Below are 25,329 nucleotides of genomic sequence, written 5' to 3'. Positions count from 1 at the left end.
GCACCCGAGCCCGGGTGCGGGGGCCTTCGCCGTCTCTCCGTCGTCGCCGTTCTCCGTCGTCGCCGTCTCTCCGTCGTCGCCGTCGGCTAGCGCTTCAGCTCGGTGTAGGCCTCGGGGCTGCTGTCCTTCAGGAAGCTCCAGCAGCGCTCCGCCTCCTCGGTCTCCTTGATCGCCTCGGCGGCCCGGGCCAGCGCCGCCAGGCAGCGCAGGAAGCCCCGGTTGGCCCGGTGGTCCCAGGGGATCGGCCCGTGCCCCTTCCAGCCCGCACGGCGCAGCGAGTCGAGACCGCGGTGGTAGCCGGTGCGGGCGTACGCGTAGGACTCCACCACGTGGTCCTCGGCGTAGGCGTCGTCGGCGAGCATGGCCCAGGCGAGCGAGAACGCCGGGAAGTCCGCCGCGACCTGGACCGGTGAGGCGGACTGCTCCGCCAGCAGCCGGTACGGCTGCTCGTCCTCCGGCAGCTGCACCGGGTCGGGTCCGCCCAGCAGGTTCGTATGAATGCTCATGGCATGAAGTCTGCCACCCGCGGATGTGGAGCTTGTGAGAATCCCCGGTCCGGGGCCGCGCTCAGGCCGCCGGGGGCACGGTCAGCCGCCAGGCGCCCGGCTCCACGGTCCAGGTGCGCTCGCGGACCGGCCCGCTGATGGTGTGGTCGGCCTCGTAGGTGAACAGGCCGCCGGTGACCGTGATCCGCTGCGCCCGGCAGCGGTAGGGGCCGCCCTGCGCCGCCGGGCCGCTGACCAGCACCTCCATCAGGCCGTCGGGCGGCGGTCCGTCGCGGCCGGGGCGGAGCGGGCGGGCGGGCTCGCACTCCTGGGCGGCGGCGTTCCAGACCGAGATCAGGCCCACCGGATGGTCCCGGTCAGCCAACAGCCGCCCGTCGGCCTCGATCCGCAGGAACTGCCCGTGGAGTCCGTGGCCGTGCCCCCGCAGCGGCGCGGCGACGGAGCGGGCGGCGGCCCGGGCGGTTCGGCCGAGCTGGGTGTACCAGGTGCCGACGGGGCTCTCGGGGACCCGTCCGGACCTGCTGCTGTTCGCCCTTGGCGAACAGGCTGCGTGCGGATCGGTCTCTGGTTCCTGCCTGCTCGGCGGGTCCTCGGCGGCGGGTTCGGCGGGCCGCGCGGAACCCCGGGCCGACCCCCGTTCGGCGACCGTCGGGCCGGGGTCCTGCTCGGGCACTCCGCGGCCGGGGATCCGCAGTCCGCTGAGGACCACCCCGCCCTCCTCGTCCACCAGCAGGTCCAGCCTGCGCTCGGCCCCCCGGGCGACCGCCCTGGCGGCGTCCACCGGACGCCCCGCGGCCCCGAGTGACCTGGCCAGAGCCACTTTGTGCCCCTTTCCGACCGGGATGATCCCGACCGGTCCGGCGTCCAGTTGCGCGTGCCGGTGCAGCAGCTGCACCACATGGCGCAGCGCCTGATCATCACCGATCACAACCAGTCGCCGATGGCCCTTCCGCGAAAGCACTCGCTCCAGTTCGGCCAGGTCCTCGGGCACCACCGCCTTCATCGCGAAAGCGGCCCCGAGGACGTCCCTGGCGACCCTCACGGACTCCCCGTCCACGGCCAGCGCCACCGGTGAGACGACCACCAGCAGAGCCTCTCCCACCGATCGCGCAGCCGACACCGTGGTCCTTCCTCGGGTAATCTCTCGGTGTAAGAGCCCCTAGCGCTGTTGCGCCAGGGGCTTGGTCTATCCGGGGCCACGAGCGGCGGCCTTCCCGCCGTCTGTTGTGCCCCGCCCGAAAGGGGTGTACGCCTGTGCCCGCACTTGTGCTGGTCGGCGCTCAGTGGGGCGACGAGGGCAAGGGGAAGGCCACCGACCTCCTCGGCGGCTCGGTCGACTACGTGGTCCGCTACCAGGGCGGCAACAACGCCGGTCACACGGTGGTCGTAGGCGATCAGAAGTACGCACTTCATCTGCTCCCCTCCGGCATCCTCAGCCCCAGCTGTACGCCGGTGATCGGCAACGGCGTGGTGATCGACCCGGCGGTGCTCTTCTCCGAGCTGGTCGGTCTGCAGGAGCGCGGCGTCGACACCTCCAAGCTGCTGGTCTCCGGCAACGCGCACCTGATCACCCCGTACCACCGGACCCTGGACAAGGTGTCCGAGCGCTTCCTCGGCAAGCGCAAGATCGGCACCACCGGGCGCGGCATCGGCCCGGCCTACGCCGACAAGATCAACCGCGTGGGCATCCGGGTCCAGGACCTCTTCGACGAGAGCATCCTGCGGCAGAAGATCGAGGCCGCGCTGCACGACAAGAACCAGATCCTGGTCAAGCTCTACAACCGGCGCGCGGTCCCGGTCGACCTGGTGGTCGAGGAGTACCTGGGCTACGCCGACAAGCTGCGCCCCTTCGTCGCCGACACCGTGCTGGTGCTGAACCAGGCGCTGGAGCAGGACAAGGTGGTGCTGATGGAGGGCGGGCAGGGCACCCTGCTGGACGTCGACCACGGCACCTATCCCTTCGTCACCTCGTCCAACCCGACGGCGGGCGGCGCCTGCACCGGCTCCGGGATCGGTCCCACGAAGATCGACCGGGTCATCGGCATCCTCAAGGCGTACACCACCCGGGTCGGCTCCGGGCCGTTCCCGACCGAGCTGCTGGACGCCGACGGCGAGGCGCTGCGGCGGATCGGCGGCGAGCGCGGGGTCACCACCGGCCGCGACCGCCGCTGCGGCTGGTTCGACGCCCCGATCGCCCGCTACGCGACCCGGGTCAACGGCCTCACCGACTTCTTCCTGACCAAGCTGGACGTGCTCACCGGCTGGGAGCAGATCCCGGTCTGCGTGGCCTACGAGATCGACGGCAAGCGGGTCGAGGACCTGCCCTACTCGCAGACCGACTTCCACCACGCGAAGCCGATCTACGAGAACCTGCCGGGCTGGTCCGAGGACATCACCAAGGCGCAGACCTTCGAGGACCTGCCGAAGAACGCCCGGGCCTACGTGAAGGCGCTGGAGGAGATGTCCGGCGCGCCGATCTCGGCGATCGGCGTCGGCCCCGGCCGCACCGAGACCATCCAGGTCAACTCCTTCCTGTCGTAGCCGCTGAAAGCAGGGGGCGGGCCCGGTGTCGCACCGAGCCCGCCCCCTTGTCGTTCCCCGGCCGCTCCCCGGTCACGGGCGGCGGACGCCGGGACGGGTCAACGAAGGTGGCCTGCATCTGCGCGGCGACCGGCCGGGCCGGCCGGTGAGCCGCACAAGGGCGTCCTGATCGCTGAACGGGGTGTCCCACGGGGCGTGGACGATCCCACCGGGCCGGGTCTGCTCGACCAGGGCCTTGCGGGACGGCGCGCGGCCCGGCGGTGACCGTAGAGGCAGCCGGAGGACTACGCGGGGACGCTGTGGACGGTACCCAGGTCGGTCAGTCCCTCGGCCTGACAGAGACGGTCGGACGCGCCACCCACCTCGGTCTGCAGCAACTGGTACTCGGCTCCGTGCCGCTGGCCCCAGTGCATGGCCGCGCGCCACAGAGCGCGGCCATGGCCGTGGCCGCGCTGGTCGGGCAGGACGGCGAAGTACTGCGGCAGCAGCCGGAGGCGGTCGCCGGGATCGGCCATGGTCTCCATGGGGCCGATCGCGCCGACGATTCGGCCCGCAGACGCAATGGTGAGAACCGGCCCCACCGTGCCGCGTTGGACCTGTTCCCACAGGAAGGCGAAGCCGTCGCCGCTCAGCTTGTCGGCGAACTCCGCGAACGTGGCGTGCGTGGCGTCCGGCTGGTCATCCAGGTTCAACACGCGGCCGGGGTCCGGCGCGAGGGTGTTCGGGATGAAGGTGCGCAGCTGTACACGGGTGGCCCCGGTGCCGGGCGGTACTGGGCTGCCTGCGGCCAGGAACCAGATCACCTGGGCCTTGGCCGCGCCATGGGTCGCGGCGAGCGTCAGCGCCCTCTCAGCTGCTTCAGCGCGGTGCGTGGCCGAGTTGCCGTACAGGTGTACCTTCACGGTGCCGCGACCCCTGGTGCTCACCGTGGGGATCAGTGTCCGCTCGGCATCCTGGTCGACCTCCTTCGGGAGAACGCTCTCGTCCTTTACCGCCGACCATCGCTGGTCCTTGTCGTGAGGGAGGAACGCGCCGGTTCCGGCGACGGCCAGCACTTGGCCCAGCAAAGCGCCGCTCACCGTGTCCGGGTGCAGCGGCCCCAGCGTCGGCAGGTACGGCACAAGCATCATGGGGCGCAACAAGTCCCAGGAGAACTCCATGTCCGCAGCCTAAACACCGGCCGCACAAGCCGCAGGCCCCGGCGCGTGTTGCACCGGGGCCTGCGGGTTTCTGATCGGTTGGGATCAGTGGGGGTTGTCATCTCCGGCGTTGCACGAGCACTTCACGCTGTCCATGACAGCGTCCAGGTCCGCGACGGTGACGATGGTGGTGATGGGCTCGACCGGGGGTTCGACCGGTCGCGTCATGTACGGCAGGCCGGTGACGGGCAGGGTGTCCGCGCGGGGGTACCTGAGGGACAGATCGACAGCTACAGCGGTCATGGGTCTCATCCTGCTTTCTTGATCCCGTGCTGGCAGTAGGAACTGAGTGGTGCCTTCGCCTCCTGGTAGTGCTTGGCCAGGGGGCGGCACACTGTGCACGACCCCGAGAGCTGGCAGCCGGAGCAGCCACCGGTGCGAAGCATGAGCCGGTCGGCGATGGCGCCGAGCCGGGCCAGTCCGTCGATCCCCTCGGTGGGGAGACTGATCTGGGCATCACGGCCGATCTTGCAGATCGACACGAGGCCGTGCGGGTCGGTGTGGAAGAACGTATGTCCGGCGTTGCAGCCGCTGAACGGTTTGCGCAGACGCAGGTGTTCCTTGGACTGTGCGGTCAGGGACTCCGCGCCGCCGTAGATGGTGGGGGTCATGTTGGTGAAGACGTTGTACTCCAGGCCCCAGCCTTCGCACAGGTCGATCATCGCCTGTTCCTCATCGGCGTTGTCTTCGGTCACGATGACGCTCATCCGCAGCGGTAACCTGGCTCGGCGCGCGGCGTTCATGCCCTGGATGAACAGGTCCCAGGCGCCCTGCCGCTGGGTGAGCTCGTCGTAGCTGTGCTTGTTGGCCCCGTACATCGACACCGTGACCCGGTATGGCGGGTACTGCCTGAACAGGGCGAGCAGGTTCTCCCGCCACAGGAGAGAGCCGTTCGTGGAGACGGTGATCATCATGCCCAGCGCGAACGCGTACCGGTACGCGTGCATGAAATCCCGGTCCACGGTCGGCTCACCGCCAGTGATCTGAAGCCACAGCACACCGGCCTGCGCCATGATGTCCAGGCACCGCAGCTTGTCCTCCAGCGGCATGCCGGAGTTGACCTTCAACCCCAGGTAACAGTGCTTGCACTGGTAGTTGCAGCCGAGATTGATCTCCCAGGACGCTCGCGAGTACCCCCACCCGGATGGCTCCCGAACCAGCAGATACTCGGCCGCCGGGCGCGCGGCCACGTCCAGGTCGGTCCACTGGCTCCGGACGGCGTCGGAGAACCAAGTCGGCGCGGTCTGCTTGGTCGGATGGGTGCGAAGTTCCTCGTACCCGGCCTGCGGCAGCCGCAGGCCGCCCCGTGCGCCGGGGCGCACCAGCAGGTACTCGTCCAGGAACGGGCTCGCTATCAGCTCGTGCACGATGCCTCCTTGAGTCAGTCTCCGGATCGTCCATGTGGGACACGGCTGCTGACCAACAGTCAACGAGCAGTTACAGTCCGGGTCGAGGTCGAATGTGAGGACACATCACCGGACACTTCGGCGGTACGGTCTTTGTCCTGACTATTCGGCCGGTGCGGTGTCCTACGGTGGTGTTCAGCGGGGGTGCCCATGTCTGATCTCAAAGCACCGGGCGCGAATTGGCGGTTGGTCGCTGCGCGCGTCGAGCGGGGCTGGCTCACTCAGGAGGACTTCGTCTCGGCCTACGAGGCGTCGGCGGTCAGCCTGAGATCCCAGGCCCGGATCTCAGTTCGTCAGGTCCGGCGCTGGGAGTCGGGGCAGTCGAAGTGGCCGAACCGGGACGCGCGCCTGGTCCTGAAGGAGATGTTCGGCGTCCCGCTGGAACAGCTCGGGTTCGTCCCGCTCGGCAGTGCGGCCGGGCGCAGGGGCGTGCCCGCAGACGTGAAGCCCTTTCTGGAGGACACCGTGCTCCGACGTGCTTTCATGGGCGGCGCTCTGGCCGCCGTCGCCGCGCCGCTGCTCGACCTCGCGGCCCTGGACCATCTCACCGCCGCGTCCCGCGACGCCCACCGCTACGCCGATCACGAGCTCGTCGGGCACCTGGGTGACGCCCTGGAAGCGACCGCTCGTGCTGACACGCTGGCGGGGCCGCACCGGGCGATGCCCGCAGCGCTGGGCATCCTGTCCGCCATCGACAGCACCGCTCGCGACGCCAAGCCGCACGTGCGCCGGGAACTCCTCGGATTGGGTTCCCGGGCGGCTGAGTTCGCGGGGTGGCTGCATCGCGACGCGGGCTCACCCGAACAGGCCATCGGCTACTGGCATGGGCTGGCGAAGGAGTGGGCCACGTTCACCGGGGACGGAGCGATGCACGCCTATGTCCTGATGCGGCAGGCACAGGCACTGGGCCGCAGTGACCCGGTGCGGATGCTCGATCTGGCCAGAGCTGCCACCAGCGGCCCGTGGACGCTGCCGCCCCGGCCTCGCGCTGAGGCCCTTCAGCAGGAAGCGCGAGGTATGGCGATGACCGGAGCGGACACCGATGAGATTCGCCGGGTCCTCGACCTGGCGCACGCTGCCCTTGACCAGGCCTCTGGGCCGGCAGCGCCAGTGGCCTGCACGGGGCCGCTCGGCGACAGCTACACGCGGGAGCGCTTGATGGCGCAGACCGGGATCTGCCTACGCGAGGCCGGACGCCCCGCTGAAGCCGCCGCAGTGTTCAAGAGCTATGTCACTCGCGAGGCATTCATGCCGCGCGACTACGCCCACTACCGCGCCTTCCTGGCAGGGGCTCTCGCGGAGGCCGGGGAACCGGATGAGGCCGCTGTGGTTGCCCTGGGCGTCGTGGAGATCGCCTCCGCAGCGCGTTCGGGGCAGGCTTTGGGGGAGCTGAACCGCTCCGCGCGGGCCCTGTTCCCGTACCGCGAGCGGCCAGCGGTAGGGGAACTCCACGAACGCCTGCTGCTGCCTTCCACCCGCTAGAAGGACGTCGTGAGGAAGTCGCCCACCTTGGCGATTACCTCGCGTTGCCATGCCTGGGACTGCGGATGTGCGTACTGCGGGTCCTCGTGGACGGCGAAGCCGTGCTGTGCGCCGTCGAGTTCGTACAGCTCTGCTCCCGCCCCGAACAGTGGCGCGTACCGGCGCGACAGCTCCACGTCCACGAAGGTGTCCTTCGTGCCGTGGACGATCAGCACCGGACGCCGCACGGCTGCGCAGACATCCTCCGGCTCGGGCAGGTGGAACACCTCGTTGAGGAGCGCTCGGCCGACCTCGAACGGCTGCCGGGCCGCGAACCCCCGCTGATCGAGCTTGGCGGCGTGCTCCCGCGACAGGTAGTCGCCGGTCCACCCGGCCTGCTCGGTGATGAACCGGTGCTGGTAGTCCATGCGCGGGTTCAGCAGCACCAGCCGTTCCACGTCGCCCGGACGGCGCGCCGTGTGCATCGCGGCGGCGCCGCCGGAGAACGAGGCAGCGATGACGTGCACCGGGCCGGGCCGGTCGGTGACGTCGGTGAGGTGGTCGGATGCCGCGCGGATGTCGTTGGCCACCCCGGCGATCGTGACGTCCGAGAGGATCCCGCCGCTCGCTCCGTGCGCCCGCAGGTCGAACCGCAGACAGGTGATCCCGGCAGCGGCCAGCCCGGCTGCCAGCCGGGCGAAGAAGCCCCCTTCCTCGCGGGTGACACCGGCCCCGTGCACGAGCACCGCCAAAGCCACCGGGGGCGCCGAGGAGGGGGTGACCGTGCCGCGAAGGACGGTGCCGTCCAGGGAGTGGAATTCCACCTCGTAGTCAGTCATGCACGGGACGCTACCCACTGGTGTGCACCCGATGTCGTTCGATTGAACTAGTACAGAAATCAATTGCACTTAGTTCAAAAAGTCCCTACAGTTCCAGCATGCCTGCCAAGACCCCCGCTCCCGTCGTCCTCGCCGGCCGCCACGTGCGGCTGGAACCGCTGACCATGGCCCATGTCCCCGACCTCTTCGCCGCCGGCGGCGGGGACGACGAGGTGTGGCGCTGGCTCGGGGCCGAGACCCCGCGCACCGAGGCGGAGCTGGCCGCGATCGCCGCCCAGCGGCTCGCCGCGACCGGCGACTGCCTGCCCTTCGCCGTGATCGACCTGACCACCGGCCGCGCCGTCGGCTGGACCACCTACCTGGACTTCAGCGCCCACGACGAGCGGCTGGAGATCGGCTGGACCTGGTACGGCCGCGCGGTCTGGCGCTCCGCCGTGAACACCGAGTCCAAGCTGCTGCTGCTCACCCACGCCTTCGACGACCTGGGCATGGGCCGGGTCCAGTGGAAGACCGACCACCTCAACCAGCGCTCGCAGAACGCCATCCTCCGGCTCGGCGCCAAGCCCGAGGGCACCCTGCGCCGACACCGGCTGCGCCCGGACGGCAGCTGGCGGGACAGCGTCTACTTCTCGATGCTGGCCGACGAGTGGCCCGCCGCCAGGGACCGGCTGACCGCGCGGCTGGCCCAGGGGGCGACCGCGTGAGCGAGCTGACCGTCACCCCCGCCCGACCCGAGGACGAGCCGCGCTGGCGCGAGCTCTTCCGGGGCTACGCCGCCTTCTACGCCTTCCCGCTGACCGACGCCGACTACGCCCGGGTCTGGTCCTGGATCCACGACCCGGCCCGGGAGACCCGCTGCCTGCTGGCCCGGGACGCCGCCGGGGTCCCCGTCGGACTGGCCCACTACCGCGCCTACGACGCCCCGCTGCGCGGCACCAGCGGCTTCCTGGACGACCTCTACGTCGATCCGGCGGTACGCGGCGGTGGCGCGGTCGACGCGCTGCTGGCCGAGGTGCGCCGGATCGCCGCCGTCGAGGGCTGGCCGGTGGTCCGCTGGAACACGGCGGAGGACAACTACCGGGCGCGCGCCGTCTACGACCGGCACGGGGAGAAGACCGTCTTCCTCACCTACAGCATGTCCCCGCCGGTGGACTGACGGTGATCGGCTGACAGGCTGTCGCCCGGCAGCCGGATCGCCTGACAGGGTGTTCATTCTCGTCGCCGGACACGTCTCCGTAGGCTGGCGCGCATGAGCATCCCTGTCGACTCCGCTGCCGGGCAGGCCGTCAAGGCCGCCGACCGTGCCCACGTCTTCCACTCGTGGTCCGCGCAGGCCCTGATCGATCCCCTCGCCGTGGCCGGTGCGTCGGGCTCGTACTTCTGGGACTACGAGGGCAACCGCTACCTGGACTTCTCCTCCCAGCTGGTGAACACCAACATCGGCCACCAGCACCCGAAGGTGGTCGCGGCGATCCAGGAGCAGGCCGCCAAGCTCTGCACCTTCGCCCCGGCCTTCGCCCTGGACGTCCGCAGCGAGGCCGCGCGGCTGATCGCCGAGCGCACCCCGGGCGACCTGGACAAGATCTTCTTCACCAACGGCGGCGCCGAGGCGAACGAGAACGCCATCCGGATGGCCCGGCTGCACACCGGTCGGCAGAAGGTGCTCTCCACCTACCGCTCGTACCACGGCGCCACCGCCAACGCGATCGCGCTGACCGGCGACCCGCGCCGCTGGGCCAACGAGACCGGGGTCTCCGGCATCGTCCACTTCTGGGGCCCCTACGCCTACCGCTCCAACTTCCACGCCGAGAACGAGGCGCAGGAGTGCGAGCGCGCGCTGGCGCACCTGGAGGAGACGATCGCGTTCGAGGGTCCGCAGACCGTCGCCGCGATCATCCTGGAGACCGTGGTCGGCACCGCCGGGATCCTGATCCCGCCGGCCGGCTACCTCGCGGGCGTCCGCGAGATCTGCGACCGCTACGGGATCGTCTTCATCCTGGACGAGGTCATGGCCGGGTTCGGCCGCACCGGCGCCTGGTTCGCCGCCGACCACTGGGGCGTCGTCCCGGACCTGCTCACCTTCGCCAAGGGCGTCAACTCCGGCTACGTGCCGCTCGGCGGTGTGGCCATCAGCGGCGCGATCGCGGAGACCTTCGCCGAGCGCGCCTTCCCCGGCGGCCTGACCTACTCCGGCCACCCGCTGGCCTGCGCCTCCGCCGTGGCGACCATCAACGCCATGGCCGAGGAGGGCATCGTCGAGAACGCCAAGCGCCTCGGCGAGGACGTCATCGGCCCCGGCCTGCGCGAGCTGGCCGAGCGGCACCCGGTCATCGGCGAGGTGCGCGGCCTGGGCGTGTTCTGGGCGCTGGAGCTGGTCAAGGACCGCACCACCCGCGAGCCGCTGACCCCCTACAACGCGGCCGGGGCGGCCGGGGCGCCGATCGCCGAGCTGGCGGCGGCCTGCAAGAAGCGCGGCCTGTGGCCGTTCGTGAACATGAACCGGCTGCACGTGGTGCCGCCGTGCAACAGCAGCGACGCCGAGATCCGCGAGGGCCTGGCGATCCTGGACGAGGTGCTGACCCTCGCGGACGCGCACACCGGCTGACCCCCGCCGGGCCCGGCCGCCCCCACGGCCCCGAAATCCCGTTGGGACACGGGTTTCGGGGCCGTACCATGGGGAGTCACCATTACGGTCGATTCGTCGCAAACATCGGGTGCGTGACACCCAGTGGGGGAGGGCCGCCGTGTCAGCTGGCGACCACGACCCCAGCCGCCCGGTCGGCGGGCGGGCGCAGCCGCGCCGCGGCCAGCCGCAGCCGCGGCCCGGGGTCCAGCGTCCGGTCCAGCGCAGCAGCCTGCGCGAGCAGGTCGCGGGCGCGCTGCGGGAGGAGATGATGGCCGGGCGGCTCCCGGCCGGAACCCACTTCACCGTCAAGGAGATCGCCGAGCTGTACGGCGTCTCGGCGACCCCGGTGCGGGAGGCGCTGCTGGACCTCGCCGCCCAGGACCTGCTCTGGATCGAGCACAACCGCGGCTTCACCGTCCCGCAGTTGAGCTGGTCCGACTACCTGGACGTGATCGAGGCCAGGACCCTGGTCGCGGACGGGATGATGCGGCGGCTCAGCAGTCGGCTGGCGGACATCGACTGGAGCCGGATGCCCTCGCTCCAGCGCCGGGCCGACGCCGCCGCCAGGGCCGCCCGCTCCGGGCACCTGGACGTGCTGGTCGGCTGCGACCGCCGGTTCTGGGCCGAGCTCGCGGGCCTGATGGGCAACCGGAAACTGGCGGACTACCTGGACTGGCTCCGGGTCCAGTACTGGATCTTCGCCGCCCCCTACCTGCGCCGCCGCACCGACATCGCCGCCTTCTGCTGGTCCGGGCACCTGGAGCTGGCCGAGCGGATCCTGGCCAAGGACGCGGCCGGGGTGCACCGGATGCTGATCGCCTACAACCAGGAGTCGCTGGAGCAGATGGCCGCGCTGTGCGGGGAGGACCTGGACGCCGGGGACGGCTCCGACCGGCTCCGGGGCTACGCCGACCCGCTGCCGGTACCACCGCCCGAGTCCGCGCCCGGCGCGGTGCCGCCGCAGCGGCAGCCGGCCAAGCCGCCGACCGCCGGGCCGCCCCTGGGGCTGGGCCGGGACGGCGTCTCCGCCCTGATCATGCCGCCGTTCGCCGGGCGGACCGTGCACTAGGGCCATCGAGACCGTGCCGCTGACCGACGGGCGCTCAGCCGTTAGGGTTGGCAGGGACTGTCTCCCGACCGGTGCGTTCGCGCCCAGGAGTGCCCGTGGCCTGTGACATCTGGCTCGTCCCGCTCGTCGATGTGCTCGTCCACAGCCCCGACAACCCCTTCGCTGAGGACCTGGCCGTCTACAACGGCTCCCTGCGTGCCGCAGGCCTGCCCGAAGTCCCGATCTTCCGCTACATGCCGGGGCTGAGCGGTGACGTCGAGCCGATCGCGGCCTTCGACTACGACTCGCTGCACTTCCTCCGCCGCGCCTACCTGCTCCAGCTCACCGGCCTGGACGTGACCCCGGTGGACGAGCTCGGCGGCGACTACGAGCAGCTGCTGGAGATGTTCGAGGAGGCAGCCGAGCGCTCGCACCTGGTCTGGCACTTCGACCACGCCGGGGCGTACGTGCCGATCGACTTCGAACGGCCGATAGTGGACGACGCGCTGCTCGCGGCCGGGGGCCCGCTCGGCTCGGCCCAGGGACTGCTGCGGGAGCTCCAGGCGGTGGCCCCCTACATCGGGATCGACCACCAGCTGCCGCCGATCCCGGTCCGCCCGGTCGCGCCGACCACGCTGGAGGGCCCGGCCTACCCGCCGCCGGGCAACGACGGCCCCTTCGCCCGCGAACGCCACGCCTGGACCGGCCTGCACGCGGCCGCGGTGCGGGCGCTCGGCCAGGGCTCCATGGTCGTCTTCGCCTGAGCCGACCGGCCCGACCCGAGCGGCCTCGTGCCGGTGGGGCGGGCGCGACCCGCGCACCCGCCCCACCAGCCCGGCCTCCGCTACCGCAGCGGGGACTCCGGCGGGCGCTGGCGCGGCATCGTCGGCCGCCCCCCGCCCAGCGACGGCAGCACCCGCACCTGGGCGCCCGCGCCCTCGGCCCGGCCGCCCCAGACGCCCGCCGCCTGCGTCGGCAGCTGCGTCATCGAGGCGCGGAACTCCAGCATCCACTCCGAGGTCTCGGTGCGGACCATGTCCGAGACGTCCTCACAGAACCGGCGCAGCACGCCCAGGCAGCGCTCGGCGGCCTCGCTCGCGGTGCCCTCGGTCGGGCCGAGCACCTCCCGCACGCACTCCGAGGCCCAGTCGAACTGGAAGGCCTCCAGCCGCCGCTGAAGCGCCTGCCCGGTGCTGACGTCCCGCATCCAGCCGCTGGTCAGCCCGAACGCCCGGTCCGCCGCCAGGCAGGCGGCGGCCAGCAGCAGCAGCACATAGCCCCAGTCGGTCACCCCGTGCCGTACCCCGGTCAGGCCCACCAGCGGCGCCGCCGCCCCGGCCACGCCGAGCAGCGCGGCCAGGTAGCGCAGCACCCGCGCGCCCCGGCGCTTCCACCGGCGGTCGCGGTGGTACCACTCGATTGCCTCCAGCGCGCGCTCCTCCGACCAGCGGTACAGCTCCTCCAGCCGCTCGGCCGGCTCACCCCAGTCGCCGAGCGGGAACTGCCGGACGCTGAGGTCCCGGCCGCGCGGGGCGCTGCCGGTGGTGGTCTGCCGGGCCGGACCGGCGGAGGCCGCGGAACGCGCCTCATCGGGACCCGGCTCGGAACCCCAGGGGCTCTCTTCGGGCTGCATATCGGGCTGGCTCACCGCGAGAACTCCCTGTCCTTCGGCCCATCGGGCCCGATCGTCCCAGTCTGCAAACACCACTTCTTACCGCCAAATGGCTGACCATGGTTGCAGATTCGCTGCTATTGATGCGCGAATGGCGCTGCGAAGCCGCTGGCCGCCGTGCGGTGCCGCTCCATTGTCGTCCCCCCGGATTCACCCGTTCGAGTGGGTGGCCCCGGGGACCGCTCCTGACCGTCCGGGCAGATCCGGGGTCCGGGGGACATCGCCGCAGGCACTAGGCTCGGGGCCGTGAAGGTCCTCGTTATCGGCGGCGGCGCCCGCGAACATGCCCTGTGCCGCGCGCTCTCCCTCGATCCGCAAGTCACCGCCCTGCACTGCGCCCCCGGCAACGCCGGGATCACGCAGGTCGCCCTGACCCACCCGGTCGACCCGCTGGACGGCTCCGCCGTCGCCGACCTGGCCGTCGCCCTGGGCGCGGACCTGGTCGTGGTCGGCCCGGAGGCGCCGCTGGTCGCCGGGGTCGCCGACGCGGTCAGCGCGGTCGGCATCCCGGTGTTCGGACCCAGCGGCGAGGCCGCGCAGCTGGAAGGCTCCAAGGCGTTCGCCAAGGACGTGATGGCCGCCGCCAACGTCCCGACCGCGCGCTCCTACGTCTGCACCACGCCAGAGGAGGCCGCGCACGCGCTGGACGCCTTCGGCGCGCCCTACGTGGTCAAGGACGACGGGCTGGCCGCGGGCAAGGGCGTGGTGGTCACCTCCGACCTCCAGGCCGCGCTCGACCACGCCGCCTCCTGCGAGCGGGTGGTGATCGAGGAGTACCTGGACGGTCCCGAGGTCTCGCTGTTCGCGGTCTGCGACGGCGACACGGTGGTCCCGCTGCAGCCCGCACAGGACTTCAAGCGCGCCTACGACGGCGACCAGGGCCCCAACACCGGCGGCATGGGCGCCTACTCCCCGCTGCCCTGGGCCGACCCGGAGCTGGTCGACGAGGTGCTGCGGACCGTGCTCCAGCCGACCGTGGACGAGCTGCGGCGCCGGGGCACCCCGTTCTCCGGCCTGCTGTACGCGGGCCTGGCGATCACCTCGCGCGGGGTGCGGGTGATCGAGTTCAACGCCCGCTTCGGCGACCCGGAGACCCAGGTGGTGCTGGCCCGGCTGAAGACCCCCCTCGGCGGGCTGCTGCACGCCGCCGCCACCGGGCACCTGGCGGACTTCCCCGAGCTGCGCTGGAGCGACGGCGCGGCGGTCACCGTCGTGGTCGCCGCCGAGGGCTACCCGGAGGCGCCGCGCGGCGGCGACCCGATCACCGGACTGGCCGAGGCCGAGGCCGCCGACGGCAGCGCCTACGTGCTGCACGCGGGCACCCGGCTGGCCGAGGACGGCGTCACGGTGCTGAGCGCCGGCGGCAGGGTGCTGTCGGTCACCGCCACCGGCAAGGACCTGGACCAGGCCCGCGGCCGGGCCTACCAGGCCACCGCCCGGATCAGCCTGGCCGGGGCGCACCACCGCTCGGACATCGCCGCCGGGGTCTGACCCCGCCGCCGCTCCCGGCCGGGCCCGCTCCCGGCCGGGCCCGCTCCCGGCCGGGCCCGCTCCCGGCCGGGCCCGCTCCCGGCCGGGCCCGCCACCCGCCGGGAGCAACCGCGACCGCCCCGCGCCGCCGGACCGCGCTGCCGGGCGAACAGCGGCGCCGCTCTCCCCTTCGGGTGAAGGGAAGCCGATCCGGCTGACGCCCGCGCACCTTCGGCCTTATGGTGCCCAGAACCGCACAGCCCGCCGTTCCCGGCCGGGCCGCGCGGCGCTGCCGCCTGGGTACACCAAGCGGCGAGGGGGCAAGCTGCGGTCCATGGGGAATCACTGATCCGAGTGGTTCCGGACCGTTCCTGGAACGCCGATCACCGGCCGGGCGTCGGATCAGACAAGAACCTGATCCGGCCCGGACGCCCCGGGACCGGCGTGCGTTCAGCGGCAGGGGGTGATCCGAGAGATGGCCGGTACGAACGCCACCGTCGGCGTCCAGGCGGCGCGGGTGCGGGCTCAGGCGGTGCTCCGGCTGCGCGGCCGGGCACTGGGCCTCGCGGTGCTGCCCGCCGCTGTCGCCGCGGTGCTGATAGCGGGCGGCGTCACCGGGCGCCTCGGCGCCTCGGGCGCGCCCGACGCCGCCGCCTGGAACGCGGCCCGCTGGGCGGTCTCCGCCGTCGCGCTGGCCGTCCTGCTGCTCACCGCCGCCTTCGCGCTGGCCGTCGCCCGCGCCGAGCGCCCGCAGGTCCCGGCGGTGCCGGTGCCCGAGCACACCGCCCCCGAGCTGTACCGGCTGGTCCGCGAGGTGGCCGAGCGGATGGGCGTGCCGGCGCCGGAGCGGATCGCGCTCACCCCCGACTGCGACAGCTGGCTGGAGGACCCGCCGGACCGGCGCGGCCGCCCGCGCCCCGAACCGGCCGCCCCCGATCCCGGCCCCGCCGACACCCCCGCTCCCGGCAGCCCCGCTGCTGACACCCCAGCTCCTGGCAGCCCCGCTCCCGGCAGCCCGGCCGCCGACACCCTGGGCCGCGGCGCCGCCGCCGAGCCGGTCGCGCCCACCCTGGTCATCGGCTCGCCCTACATCTGGTGGATGCGCGTCGCCGAACTGCGCGCGCTGCTGGCCCCGGTGATCGCCGGGACCGCCTGCTCCGCCGACCCGGACATCGCCGCCGCCCGGCGCTTCGTGCGCGGCCTGGACGCGGCCCTCGGCCTCGCCGCCGACGGCCGCCGGGCGGCCCGCTGGCAGCGCCCGGCGCTGCTGCTGCTCGGCCGGGTCTGCGCGCTGCTGCTGCGCCGGGGCGCGGGCCACGCCGCCGAGATGGAGCGCGCGGTCGCCGGCTGGGCCTCGGAACAGGCCCGGCAGGTCGACTACGGGCAGCGGATCGCGGCCCAGGAGCAGGTCGGCCTGGCCTACGCGGGCTGGGACCGGCTGCTGACCCGGGTGGCGCTGCCCGCCTGGCAGACCGGCCGCTGGCCGACCCGGCTCGACGCGGGCGTGGTGGCCGCGCTGACCGAGCTCTCCCGCCGCGACCGGCTGGCCGAGGGCTTCGGCAGCCGCCTCGGCGAACGCCCGGCCTGCGACCTGCTGGAGGAGCCGGGCCTGGTGGACGAGGCCGTCTCCCGACTGGCCGCCCGGCTGTTCTGCGGCGAGGACGCCCCGGCCGGGCCCGGCGGCGTCCGCTGCGCCCCGGCGGACTGGTCCCCGGTCGACTGGGACGAGTACCCCACCGCCGTGGTCGAGCGGATCTGGCGGTCCCAGGCCGCCGACCTGGGCGCGGCCCTGTTCGGCGGCGGCCCCGCCGGGGTGGGCCCGACCGAGCTGGGCCCGACCGATCTGGGCCCGACCGATCTGGGCCCGACCGATCTGGGCTCGACCGATCTGGGCGGGATACTCGACCGGCTGCGGCAGGCCCCGGCCGAGCGGCTCGGCGACCGGCTGGCCGTCGGCCGTGCCCTCCCGGCGCTCGCCGCCCAGCCCGCCCGTACCGGCCCGGACCTGGTCGCCGTGCACCTGACCGCGCTGGTCTGCTGCGCCGCGCTGGACGCCGGGGTGGCCCAGCCCGGCCTGGACTGGCTGGACGGCCCGGTGCTGCTGGTCGGCGGTGTCCGCCGGACCGATCTGGCCGCACCGGTCGCCCTCGCCGCCGAACAGGGCGACCAGGCCCCGCTCCGGGCCTGGCTCGACGGCGTCGGCGTCCGGCTGGAGAAACCGGTCCGGCTGCGCTGACCGGTCCGGCCGCACCCCTGCTGCCCGGCCTCGCAGAGACGTACGATGGCCGTGTGCGCATGGTGAACAGTTGACTGCTCTGCGTCATCATCCGGTCCTCGACCGGTCATCGCCGAACCGGCTGACCGAGCGTCATGTTCCGATGTACGGTAGCGGGCCACGGGTCGGGCGGCGCGGGCGCGCCGCGGTCGACCCAGGGTTCGGTCAGGGGGGAGCGTGGGCATGGACCACAGCCGCCGCTGGGAGTCGGGCGCGCTCGCGCACGGCGCCACTGATCCCTTCGGCCAGGGCCCGCTGCCCTGGCTGCGCGGGGCCGACCGCTACTTCGACGACACCGGGCTGCTGGTCCCCTGGTACGTCGACCTGGGCCTGACCCGGGGCCAGCTGGCGCTGGCCCGGCGTCCGTCGGTGGACGAGCAGAGCCCCGCCCTCGGCCGCCCCCGCGCCGCGGACGACGTCGGCGGGCAGATCAAGGGCTTCGCCGCGCCCGCCGCCGACGTCGGCGGCTCGCTGGACCTGCGGGTCAGCGTCCGCCCGGCGCAGGAGTTCACCGTCGACGTCTACCGGATCGGGCACTACGGCGGGGCGGGCGCGCGGCACGTCTCGGCCAGCCCGCTGCTGTCCGGCCTGGTCCAGCCCGCGCCGCTGGTGGCCGGGCGGACGGTCTCCTGCCACCACTGGTGGATGTCCTGGCGGTTGCAGCTGCCGCCGCACTGGAGCCCCGGCGCCTACGTCGCGGTGCTCACCACCGCCGACCACCGGCACCGCAGCCACATCCCGTTCACCGTCCGCGCCGCCGCGCCGCCGCCGTCGGCCGACCCGCCGCCGGTCGCCGCCGACCTGCTGCTCCTGCTGCCGGACGTGACCTGGCAGGCGTACAACCTCTACCCGGAGGACGGCCGCACCGGTGCCAGCCTGTACCACGCCTGGAACGAGCAGGGCGAGCTGCTGGGCGAGCGGGAGGCGGCCACCACCGTCTCCTTCGACCGCCCGTACGCCGGGGCCGGGCTGCCGCTGCACATCGGCCACGCCTACGACTTCATCCGCTGGGCCGAGCGCTACGGCTACGACCTGGCCTACGCCAACGCCACCGACCTGCACGCCGGGCGGGTGGACCCGAGCCGCTACCGGGGCGTGGTCTTCCCCGGCCACGACGAGTACTGGTCGGTGCCGATGCGGCGCGCGGTGGAGCGGGCCCGGGACCGCGGCACCTCGCTGGTCTTCCTCAGCGCCAACAGCCTGTACTGGCGGGTGGAGCTGGCGGCCGGGGCCACCGGCGAGCCGGACCGGCTGCTGACCTGCCCGAAGCACCAGGGCGACCCAGGGCGCAGCGCGCTCTGGCGCGACCAGGGCGAACCCGAGCAGCAACTGCTGGGCGTCCAGTACGCGGGCCGGGTGCCGGAACCGGCCCCGATGGTGGTGCGCAACACCGGGAACTGGCTCTGGGAGGGCACCGCCCTGCACGACGGCGACCTGATCCCGGGCCTGGTCGCGGGGGAGGCGGACCGCTACTTCCCGCGGGTGCCGCTGCCCCGCTACGGGGAGCGGGTGCTGCTGGCGCACTCCCCCTACCGGGACACCAGGGGGGTGACCCGGCACCAGGAGACCTCGCTGTACCGGGCGCCGAGCGGGGCGTACGTCTTCGCCAGCGGGACCTTCTCCTGGTCACCCGCGCTGGACCGGCCCGGCCACACCGACGAGCGGATCCAGCGGGCGACGGCGAACCTGCTGGACCGCATCTGCAAGGTCCACTGATCCCGTCGGCGGTCCGGCCACCGGTGGCGTGCCCGGGCGGAGCAGGGCGCTGTGAAAGACTCGTGCCCGCTTATGCCCCCACCTCCTGCCTTTCCTAGGGACACACCTTGAGCGGTTTTGTCGAGAAGCCCGAGCCGGTGCAGGTGCCCGGTCTGATCCATCTCCACACCGGTAAGGTCCGCGACCTGTACCGCGATGACGCGGGCCGGCTGGTGATGGTCGCCAGCGACCGGACCTCCGCCTTCGACTGGGTGCTGCCCAACGGCGTCCCGGACAAGGGGCGGATCCTCACCCAGCTGTCGCTCTGGTGGTTCGACCGGCTGGCCGACCTGGTGCCCAACCACGTGGTGTCCACCGAGCTGCCGCAGGGCGCGCCCGCCGACTGGGAGGGGCGCACCCTGGTCTGCGAGAGCCTGGAGATGCTGCCGGTCGAGTGCGTCGCCCGCGGTTACCTGACCGGCTCCGGCCTGCTGGAGTACCGGGAGTCGCGGACCGTCTGCGGCATCGCGCTGCCGCCGGGCCTGGAGGACGGCTCCGAGCTGCCCGCGCCGATCTTCACCCCGGCGCTCAAGGCCGAGGTCGGCGAGCACGACGAGAACGTCCCCTACGAGGAGGTGGCCCGCAGGCTCGGCGCGGAGACCGCGACCCTGCTGCGGCAGACCACCCTCGCCGTCTACGGGCGGGCCCGGGACATCGCCCGGGACCGGGGCCTGATCCTGGCCGACACCAAGTTCGAGTTCGGTTTCGAGCAGGGCGCGGCCGAGGGCGAGCAGCCGCGGCTGGTGCTGGGGGACGAGGTGCTCACCCCGGACTCCTCCCGCTTCTGGCCGGCCGACGACTGGGAGCCGGGCCGGTCGCAGGTCTCCTTCGACAAGCAGTTCATCCGGGACTGGCTGGGTTCCCCGGCCTCCGGCTGGGACCGGCACTCCGAGCAGCCGCCGCCCGCGCTGCCGCGGGAGATCGTCGAGCGCAGCCGGGAGAAGTACGTGGAGGCGTACGAGCGGCTGACCGGGCAGAGCTGGAGCTGACGGCGGCCGTCGGGGCGGGCCCGCGCCCGCCCCGACGCTCCGGCCCGGGGCGGACAGCCCGAGCGGACAATCCGGGGCGGACAAGGGGGCAACGCCGAAGGGCGCACTCTTTCGAGTGCGCCCTTCGGGACTTCTGGAGCGGATGACGGGATTCGAACCCGCGACCCTCACCTTGGCAAGGTGATGCTCTACCACTGAGCCACATCCGCATGGCATTCGCCGTGTCTTTCCTTCGGCCTGTTGGCCTCCGGTCCGTTCCGGCGAGCTCTACTCTACCTGATCCCCGGAGTGGCTTTCGCCATCCTTCGTTCTGTCGAGTGGAGCAGGTGACAGGGATTGCACACTGTGCCTCTCCCCTGGAAGGGGAGCGCTCTACTACTGAGCTACACCTGCGAGTTCACCCCGCTGACCTGGCCTTTCGGCTTCCGTCCCCGGCGTGTTCCGCTGAAGAGAACACTAGCCCATGCTGCGGGCGATGATCGCCCGGGCGGGGTGTTTTGCCCGATTCGCGTCGAAAGTCGTTTTCGCAGCGGGCCGCTGACGCCGGGTCGGGTCAGCTGGCCTCGGCGAAGGCCTCGTAGACGTGCTTGGGCAGGCGGCCGCGAGCCGGCAGTTCGATGCCGCGCGACTGGGCCCAGGCGCGGACCGTCTTCGGGTCCGGGGCGATCTCGGTGTGCCGGATGGCCTTGCCGCCGCGACCCTGCTTGCGCCCGGCCGCCACATAAGGGGCGAGCGCGTCGCGGAGTTTTTCGGCGTTCCGGCTGGACAGGTCGATCTCGTAGGACTTCCCGTCAACAGCGAACTGAACGGTTTCCTCGGCAGTCCCGCCGTCGATGTCGTCGGAGAGAGTGACCACTACGCGCTGAGCCATGATGCCAATCCTCTCGGGATTGGCCATCGTTGGAGCGATGGTCAATCCCGCAGGTCGGAGGTATGTTCTGGAACCCGCAACAGCGCGGGCACCACTGCTGACCGGAAGCGGTGGGACACTGCGACCGGTGCCACCATTCTGCCTCTAAACTGCCAGAAAATCGATGAGGCAGCTTTTTCTTCTTGATATTCCGTGTCGGTTCGATACCTCGCCGATACACCGCCGAAACCTATGGACAGGCGCAGTAGGCGGCTGGTAATGCGATCTTCCGGAGGATGTGCCCGGCTGTGGAAGCCTTCGGCTGAATGCGGCGAATGAGGTAATTTCCGGACGTTGGCCGCCACTCATTCCAACCCCTGGGCCCGGTGGCGGTTTTGTGTGATCGTCCGCATAAGTGACCTGTTCTACGCGCGTCGCCATGGACGAGAATCCAAACACCCTCCCGACCCCCGGTACGCTGGAGGTCCCCCCGCACCAGATACCACCGGGAGTACCCGTGGCACGCGTCGTTGTCGACGTCATGCTCAAGCCGGAGATCCTCGACCCCCAGGGACAGGCGGTGCAGCGCGCGCTGCCGCGCCTGGGCTTCTCCGGGATCGCCGATGTCCGCCAGGGCAAGCGCTTCGAACTGGAACTGGAGGGGCCGGTCGACGAGGCCGCCCTCGCCCGTATCCGTGAGGCCGCCGAGACCTTCCTCGCCAACACCGTGATCGAGGACTTCACCGTGAGGGTGGAGGAGAAGTGACCGCTCGCATCGGCGTCGTCACCTTCCCCGGCTCCCTCGACGACCGCGACGCGCAGCGCGCGGTCCGCCTGGCCGGCGCCGAGCCGGTCGCGCTGTGGCACCGCGACAAGGACCTGCACCAGGTCGACGCCGTGGTCCTGCCCGGCGGCTTCTCCTACGGCGACTACCTGCGCTGCGGCGCCATCTCCCGGTTCTCGCCGGTGATGGACACCGTCATCGAGCAGGCGAAGTCCGGGCTGCCGGTCCTCGGCATCTGCAACGGCTTCCAGGTGCTCTGCGAGTCGCACCTGCTGCCGGGCGCGCTGACCCGCAACGACAGCCTGCACTTCGTCTGCCGCGACCAGCGGCTGCGGATCGAGAACACCGACACCGCCTGGACCAGCGCCTACGTTCCGAACGCGGAGATCACCGTGCCGCTGAAGAACGGCGAGGGCCGCTTCGTCGCCGACGAGCGCACCCTGGACCAGCTGGAGGCGGAGGGCCGCGTGGTCGCCCGCTACCTGGACGTCAACCCGAACGGCTCGTACCGCGACATCGCGGGCATCAGCAACGCGGCGGGCAACGTCGTCGGTCTGATGCCGCACCCCGAGCACGCCATCGAGCCGCTGACCGGGCCCGGCACCGAGGGCCTCGGCTTCTTCGCCTCGATCCTGAAGCAGCTGGTGAGCGCCTGATGACCCTCGACACCGTCAAGCACGCGACCGAGACCCCGGAGGCCGAGCAGCCCTGGGCGGCGCTGGGCCTCAAGGCCGACGAGTACGCCCGGATCCGCGAGATCCTGGGCCGTCGCCCCACCGGCGCCGAGCTGGCCATGTACTCGGTGATGTGGTCCGAGCACTGCTCGTACAAGTCCAGCAAGGTCCACCTGAAGCAGTTCGGCGAGAAGGCCCCGGCCAACGACGCCATGCTGGTCGGCATCGGCGAGAACGCCGGGGTGGTCGACGTCGGCCAGGGCTACGCGGTCACCTTCAAGATCGAGTCGCACAACCACCCCTCGTACGTCGAGCCCTACCAGGGCGCGGCCACCGGGATCGGCGGCATCGTCCGCGACATCCTGGCCATGGGCGCGCGCCCGGTCGCGGTGATGGACCCGCTGCGCTTCGGCGCGCCGGAGCACCCGGACACCCGCCGGGTGCTGCCCGGGATCGTCGCGGGCATCGGCGGCTACGGCAACTGCCTGGGCCTGCCGAACATCGGCGGCGAGGTCGTCTTCGACGCCTGCTACCAGGGAAACCCGCTGGTCAACGCGCTCTGCGTGGGCGTGATGCGGCACGAGGACATCCACCTCGCGCAGGCCTCGGGCCCCGGCAACAAGGTCATCCTGTACGGGGCCAGGACCGGCGGCGACGGCATCGGCGGGGCGTCCATCCTGGCCTCGGAGACCTTCGACGGCACCAAGCCGTCGAAGCGCCCCGCGGTCCAGGTCGGCGACCCGTTCCAGGAGAAGCTGCTGATCGAGTGCACCCTGGAGCTGTTCCGGGAGAAGCTGGTCTCCGGCATCCAGGACTTCGGCGCGGCCGGTCTGTCCTGCGCCACCAGCGAGCTGGCCTCCGGCGGCTCCGGCGGCATGCGGGTCGAGCTGGACAACGTGCCGCTGCGCGACAACACGCTCTCGCCCGAGGAGATCCTCATGAGCGAGTCGCAGGAGCGCATGTGCGCGATCGTCGAGCCGGAGAAGGTCGACCGCTTCCTGGAGATCTGCGAGAAGTGGGACGTGATCGCCACCGTCATCGGTGAGGTCACCGACGGCGAGCGGCTGGAGATCTTCTGGCACGGCGAGCAGATCGTGGACGTGCTGCCGCGCACCGTCGCCCACGACGGCCCGGTGCTGAACCGCCCGTTCGCCCGCCCGTCCTGGCAGGACGCGCTGCAGGCCGACGTCCCCACCGCCGAGCGGCTGAAGCGCCCGGCCAACGGCGAGGAGCTGCGGGCCGCCGTGCTGGCGCTGGTCGGCTCCCCGAACCAGGCCGACAAGTCCTGGATCACCAGCCAGTACGACCGCTACGTGCTCGGCAACACGGTGCTGTCCACCCCGGAGGACTCCGGGATGATCCGCATCGACGAGCAGACCAACCTCGGCGTGGCCATCGCCACCGACGGCAACGGCCGCTACGCCAAGCTCGACCCGTACCGCGGCGCGCAGCTGGCCCTGGCCGAGGCGTACCGCAACGTCGCCGCGACCGGTGCCAAGCCGCTGGCCGTCTCCGACTGCCTGAACTTCGGCTCCCCCGAGGACCCGGACGTGATGTGGCAGTTCGCCGAGGCCACCCGCGGCCTGGCGGACGCCTGCCAGATCCTGGGCACCCCGGTGACCGGCGGCAACGTCTCGCTGTACAACCAGACCGGGACCGTGGCGATCCACCCGACGCCGGTGGTCGCCGTGCTCGGCGTGATCGACGACGTCAACCGGCGCACCCCGATCGGCTTCGCCGAGGAGGGCCAGCTGGTCTACCTGCTGGGCGACACCGCCGACGAGTTCGGCGGCTCGGCCTGGACCCAGGTCGCCCACGACCACCTCGGCGGGCTGCCGCCGAAGCTGGACCTGGAGCGCGAGCGGCTGCTGGCCGAGGTGCTGATCGCGGGCTCCCGCGACGGCATGGTCGACGCGGCGCACGACCTCTCCGACGGCGGCCTGGTCCAGGCGCTGGCGGAGAGCTGCCTGCGCGGCGGCAAGGGCGCCCGGCTGGTCGTCCCGGACGGTCTCGACCCGTTCACCTTCCTGTTCTCCGAGTCGGCCGGGCGCGCGGTGGTCTCCGTGCCGCGCAGCGAGGAGCTGCGGTTCACCGAGATGTGCGGTGTCCGGGGCCTCCCGGCCACCCGCATCGGTGTGGTGGACGGCGACGCGGTGGACCTCCAGGGCCAGTTCACGCTGTCGCTGGCGGAGCTGCGGGACGCCCACACCGGCGTCATCGAGGCCCTGATCGGCTGAGCCGGAACACCCGGGAACACCCTGGCACTGCCCCCGCGACCGCTGGCTCCGGTCCGGGGGCAGTGCCGTGCGGTACCTTCGCGGGCGTGACCGACGACGCCGCGCTCGCACTCTTCCAGCAGCACCGGCCGGTGCTGTTCGGCATCGCCTACCGGATGCTGGGCAGCGCCACCGACGCCGAGGACATCCTGCAGGACGCCTGGCTCAGCTGGAGCCGGGTGGACACCGCCGCGGTGGCCCAGCCGCGCGCCTACCTGGCCCGCACGGTCACCAACCTGTCGCTGAACCGGCTCGGCTCGGCCGCCGTCCGGCGCGAGGCCTACGTCGGCCCGTGGCTGCCGGAGCCGCTGGTGACCGCGCCCGGGGCGGACGACGCCGACGGCGGGGCGGAGCGGGCGGAGGCGGTCTCGCTGGCGATGCTGGTGGTGCTGGAGTCGCTGTCGCCACTGGAGCGGGCGGTCTTCGTGCTGAACGAGGTGTTCGGCTTCCGCTACGCCGAGATCGCCGAGATGGTGGACCGCGGCGAGGCGGCGGTGCGGCAGACCGGGCACCGGGCGCGCTCGGCGGTGCGTGCCCGCCGCCCCCGCTACCAGGCCCCGGCGCGGGTCCGCCGACAGGCCACCGAGGAGTTCCTGGCGGCCTGCGTGGGCGGCGACCTGAACCGGATGATGGAGCTGCTGGCGCCCGGGGTCACCCTGTGGAGCGACGGCGGCGGCAAGATCCAGGCCGCGCTGCGGCCGATCCTCGGCTCGGACAAGGTCACCCGCTGGATCTTCGGCATCCTCACCCGCCGGCCGCTCCCGGACCTGGGCCTGCACCTGGTGGACGTCAACGGCGATCCCGGACTGCTGGTCACCTCGGCCGGGGTGCCCGACACCGTGATCTGCGCGGAGCTGGACGAGCACGGGATCAGCGGGCTGCTGCTGGTCCGCAACCCCGACAAGCTGCGGCTGGTCCGGGTGCCCGGTACCTGACCAGGCCGGTGTCCGGTCGGCCT

At 72.3% G+C, this 25,329-nt stretch carries 23 protein-coding genes and 2 tRNA genes; 15 read left to right on the top strand and 10 right to left on the bottom strand.

The genetic code is table 11. The annotated features are described in order from the left end of the window. Positions 1-86: 86 nt before the first annotated feature. Positions 87-506 carry a DUF3151 domain-containing protein gene (locus GXP74_RS38785; RefSeq protein WP_182455865.1) on the bottom strand — a complete coding sequence of 140 codons (420 nt, stop codon included), beginning with the start codon at positions 504-506 and terminating at the stop codon, positions 87-89. A gap of 61 nt (positions 507-567) precedes the next feature. Next, on the bottom strand, positions 568-1,590 hold the full coding sequence (locus tag GXP74_RS38780; RefSeq protein ID WP_225448488.1) for an acylglycerol kinase family protein: 1,023 nt from the start codon (positions 1,588-1,590) through the stop codon (positions 568-570). A gap of 170 nt (positions 1,591-1,760) precedes the next feature. On the opposite strand from GXP74_RS38780, the gene GXP74_RS38775 reads away from it, so the two are divergent. Beyond that, complete coding sequence (locus GXP74_RS38775) at positions 1,761-3,047, top strand: adenylosuccinate synthase (RefSeq protein WP_182455864.1); 1,287 nt, start codon at positions 1,761-1,763, stop codon at positions 3,045-3,047. A 284-nt stretch (positions 3,048-3,331) separates the two neighbouring features. Here the strand turns inward: GXP74_RS38775 and GXP74_RS38770 are convergent, their stop codons facing one another. The 3 genes from GXP74_RS38770 to GXP74_RS38760 form a co-directional block, all read right to left on the bottom strand. Continuing rightward, positions 3,332-4,207 carry a GNAT family N-acetyltransferase gene (locus tag GXP74_RS38770; RefSeq protein ID WP_182455863.1) on the bottom strand — a complete coding sequence of 292 codons (876 nt, stop codon included), beginning with the start codon at positions 4,205-4,207 and terminating at the stop codon, positions 3,332-3,334. A gap of 84 nt (positions 4,208-4,291) precedes the next feature. Next, positions 4,292-4,489 carry a hypothetical protein gene (locus GXP74_RS38765; protein ID WP_182456996.1) on the bottom strand — a complete coding sequence of 66 codons (198 nt, stop codon included), beginning with the start codon at positions 4,487-4,489 and terminating at the stop codon, positions 4,292-4,294. 5 nt (positions 4,490-4,494) lie between these two features. Continuing rightward, complete coding sequence (locus GXP74_RS38760) at positions 4,495-5,613, bottom strand: radical SAM protein (protein ID WP_182455862.1); 1,119 nt, start codon at positions 5,611-5,613, stop codon at positions 4,495-4,497. A 189-nt stretch (positions 5,614-5,802) separates the two neighbouring features. Between GXP74_RS38760 and GXP74_RS38755 the strand changes: the two genes are divergently transcribed. Further along, positions 5,803-7,134 carry an XRE family transcriptional regulator gene (locus GXP74_RS38755; protein ID WP_182455861.1) on the top strand — a complete coding sequence of 444 codons (1,332 nt, stop codon included), beginning with the start codon at positions 5,803-5,805 and terminating at the stop codon, positions 7,132-7,134. Here the strand turns inward: GXP74_RS38755 and GXP74_RS38750 are convergent. After that, the gene (locus GXP74_RS38750) at positions 7,131-7,952 is read right to left on the bottom strand and encodes an alpha/beta hydrolase (protein WP_182455860.1); all 822 of its coding nucleotides are present in this window, start codon (positions 7,950-7,952) and stop codon (positions 7,131-7,133) included. The genes GXP74_RS38755 and GXP74_RS38750 overlap by 4 nt on opposite strands. Positions 7,953-8,050: 98 nt before the next feature. Here GXP74_RS38750 and GXP74_RS38745 point away from each other — a divergent pair, with 98 nt between their 5' ends. From GXP74_RS38745 to GXP74_RS38725, 5 genes are all read left to right on the top strand, one after another. Then, positions 8,051-8,656, top strand: a complete 606-nt coding sequence (locus tag GXP74_RS38745) for a GNAT family N-acetyltransferase (protein ID WP_182455859.1) — start codon at positions 8,051-8,053, stop codon at positions 8,654-8,656. Beyond that, a complete protein-coding gene (locus GXP74_RS38740; protein ID WP_182455858.1) occupies positions 8,653-9,108 on the top strand; it encodes a GNAT family N-acetyltransferase in 456 nt (151 codons plus the stop codon). The genes GXP74_RS38745 and GXP74_RS38740 overlap by 4 nt, the downstream gene beginning before the upstream one ends. Before the next feature lie 93 nt (positions 9,109-9,201). After that, positions 9,202-10,557: an aspartate aminotransferase family protein gene (locus GXP74_RS38735; RefSeq protein ID WP_182455857.1), complete on the top strand. Its 1,356-nt coding sequence runs from the start codon at positions 9,202-9,204 to the stop codon at positions 10,555-10,557. 139 nt (positions 10,558-10,696) lie between these two features. Next, positions 10,697-11,647, top strand: a complete 951-nt coding sequence (locus GXP74_RS38730) for a GntR family transcriptional regulator (protein WP_225448487.1) — start codon at positions 10,697-10,699, stop codon at positions 11,645-11,647. A 95-nt stretch (positions 11,648-11,742) separates the two neighbouring features. Then, complete coding sequence (locus GXP74_RS38725) at positions 11,743-12,390, top strand: hypothetical protein (protein WP_182455856.1); 648 nt, start codon at positions 11,743-11,745, stop codon at positions 12,388-12,390. Positions 12,391-12,470: 80 nt separating this feature from the next. On the opposite strand, the gene GXP74_RS38720 is transcribed toward GXP74_RS38725, so the two are convergent. Continuing rightward, positions 12,471-13,274: an SLATT domain-containing protein gene (locus GXP74_RS38720; protein ID WP_225448486.1), complete on the bottom strand. Its 804-nt coding sequence runs from the start codon at positions 13,272-13,274 to the stop codon at positions 12,471-12,473. A 270-nt stretch (positions 13,275-13,544) separates the two neighbouring features. Here GXP74_RS38720 and purD point away from each other — a divergent pair, with 270 nt between their 5' ends. The 4 genes from purD (at position 13,545) to GXP74_RS38700 (ending at position 19,787) form a co-directional block, all read left to right on the top strand. Further along, entirely contained in the window at positions 13,545-14,789 is a 1,245-nt protein-coding gene (purD, locus tag GXP74_RS38715; protein ID WP_182455855.1) for a phosphoribosylamine--glycine ligase, read from the top strand. 454 nt (positions 14,790-15,243) lie between these two features. Next, on the top strand, positions 15,244-17,004 hold the full coding sequence (locus tag GXP74_RS38710) for a hypothetical protein (RefSeq protein ID WP_182455854.1): 1,761 nt from the start codon (positions 15,244-15,246) through the stop codon (positions 17,002-17,004). Positions 17,005-17,220: 216 nt separating this feature from the next. Continuing rightward, positions 17,221-18,759, top strand: coding sequence for a N,N-dimethylformamidase beta subunit family domain-containing protein (locus GXP74_RS38705; protein WP_182455853.1), 1,539 nt, complete (start codon positions 17,221-17,223; stop codon positions 18,757-18,759). Between the two features lie 107 nt (positions 18,760-18,866). Next, entirely contained in the window at positions 18,867-19,787 is a 921-nt protein-coding gene (locus GXP74_RS38700) for a phosphoribosylaminoimidazolesuccinocarboxamide synthase (RefSeq protein WP_182455852.1), read from the top strand. A 134-nt stretch (positions 19,788-19,921) separates the two neighbouring features. On the opposite strand, the gene GXP74_RS38695 is transcribed toward GXP74_RS38700, so the two are convergent. The 3 genes from GXP74_RS38695 to GXP74_RS38685 form a co-directional block, all read right to left on the bottom strand. Next, a tRNA-Gly gene (locus GXP74_RS38695) sits at positions 19,922-19,996 on the bottom strand. A 109-nt stretch (positions 19,997-20,105) separates the two neighbouring features. Further along, positions 20,106-20,180 (bottom strand) — tRNA-Gly (locus GXP74_RS38690). A gap of 160 nt (positions 20,181-20,340) precedes the next feature. Beyond that, the gene (locus tag GXP74_RS38685) at positions 20,341-20,658 is read right to left on the bottom strand and encodes an Lsr2 family protein (RefSeq protein WP_182455851.1); all 318 of its coding nucleotides are present in this window, start codon (positions 20,656-20,658) and stop codon (positions 20,341-20,343) included. A 496-nt stretch (positions 20,659-21,154) separates the two neighbouring features. Here GXP74_RS38685 and purS point away from each other — a divergent pair, with 496 nt between their 5' ends. From purS to GXP74_RS38665, 4 genes are all read left to right on the top strand, one after another. Beyond that, positions 21,155-21,403, top strand: coding sequence for a phosphoribosylformylglycinamidine synthase subunit PurS (gene purS / locus GXP74_RS38680; RefSeq protein ID WP_182455850.1), 249 nt, complete (start codon positions 21,155-21,157; stop codon positions 21,401-21,403). After that, positions 21,400-22,077, top strand: a complete 678-nt coding sequence (purQ, locus tag GXP74_RS38675; protein WP_182455849.1) for a phosphoribosylformylglycinamidine synthase subunit PurQ — start codon at positions 21,400-21,402, stop codon at positions 22,075-22,077. Before purS ends, purQ begins: the two co-directional genes overlap by 4 nt. Then, a complete protein-coding gene (gene purL, locus GXP74_RS38670; protein WP_182455848.1) occupies positions 22,077-24,332 on the top strand; it encodes a phosphoribosylformylglycinamidine synthase subunit PurL in 2,256 nt (751 codons plus the stop codon). Before purQ ends, purL begins: the two co-directional genes overlap by 1 nt. An 86-nt stretch (positions 24,333-24,418) precedes the next feature. Next, a complete protein-coding gene (locus GXP74_RS38665; protein ID WP_182455847.1) occupies positions 24,419-25,306 on the top strand; it encodes an RNA polymerase sigma-70 factor in 888 nt (295 codons plus the stop codon). Positions 25,307-25,329 lie beyond the last annotated feature (23 nt).

Source organism: Streptacidiphilus sp. P02-A3a, from assembly GCF_014084105.1.
GTDB lineage: Bacteria > Actinomycetota > Actinomycetes > Streptomycetales > Streptomycetaceae > Streptacidiphilus.
This window is presented reverse-complemented; position numbering and strand designations above follow the sequence as displayed.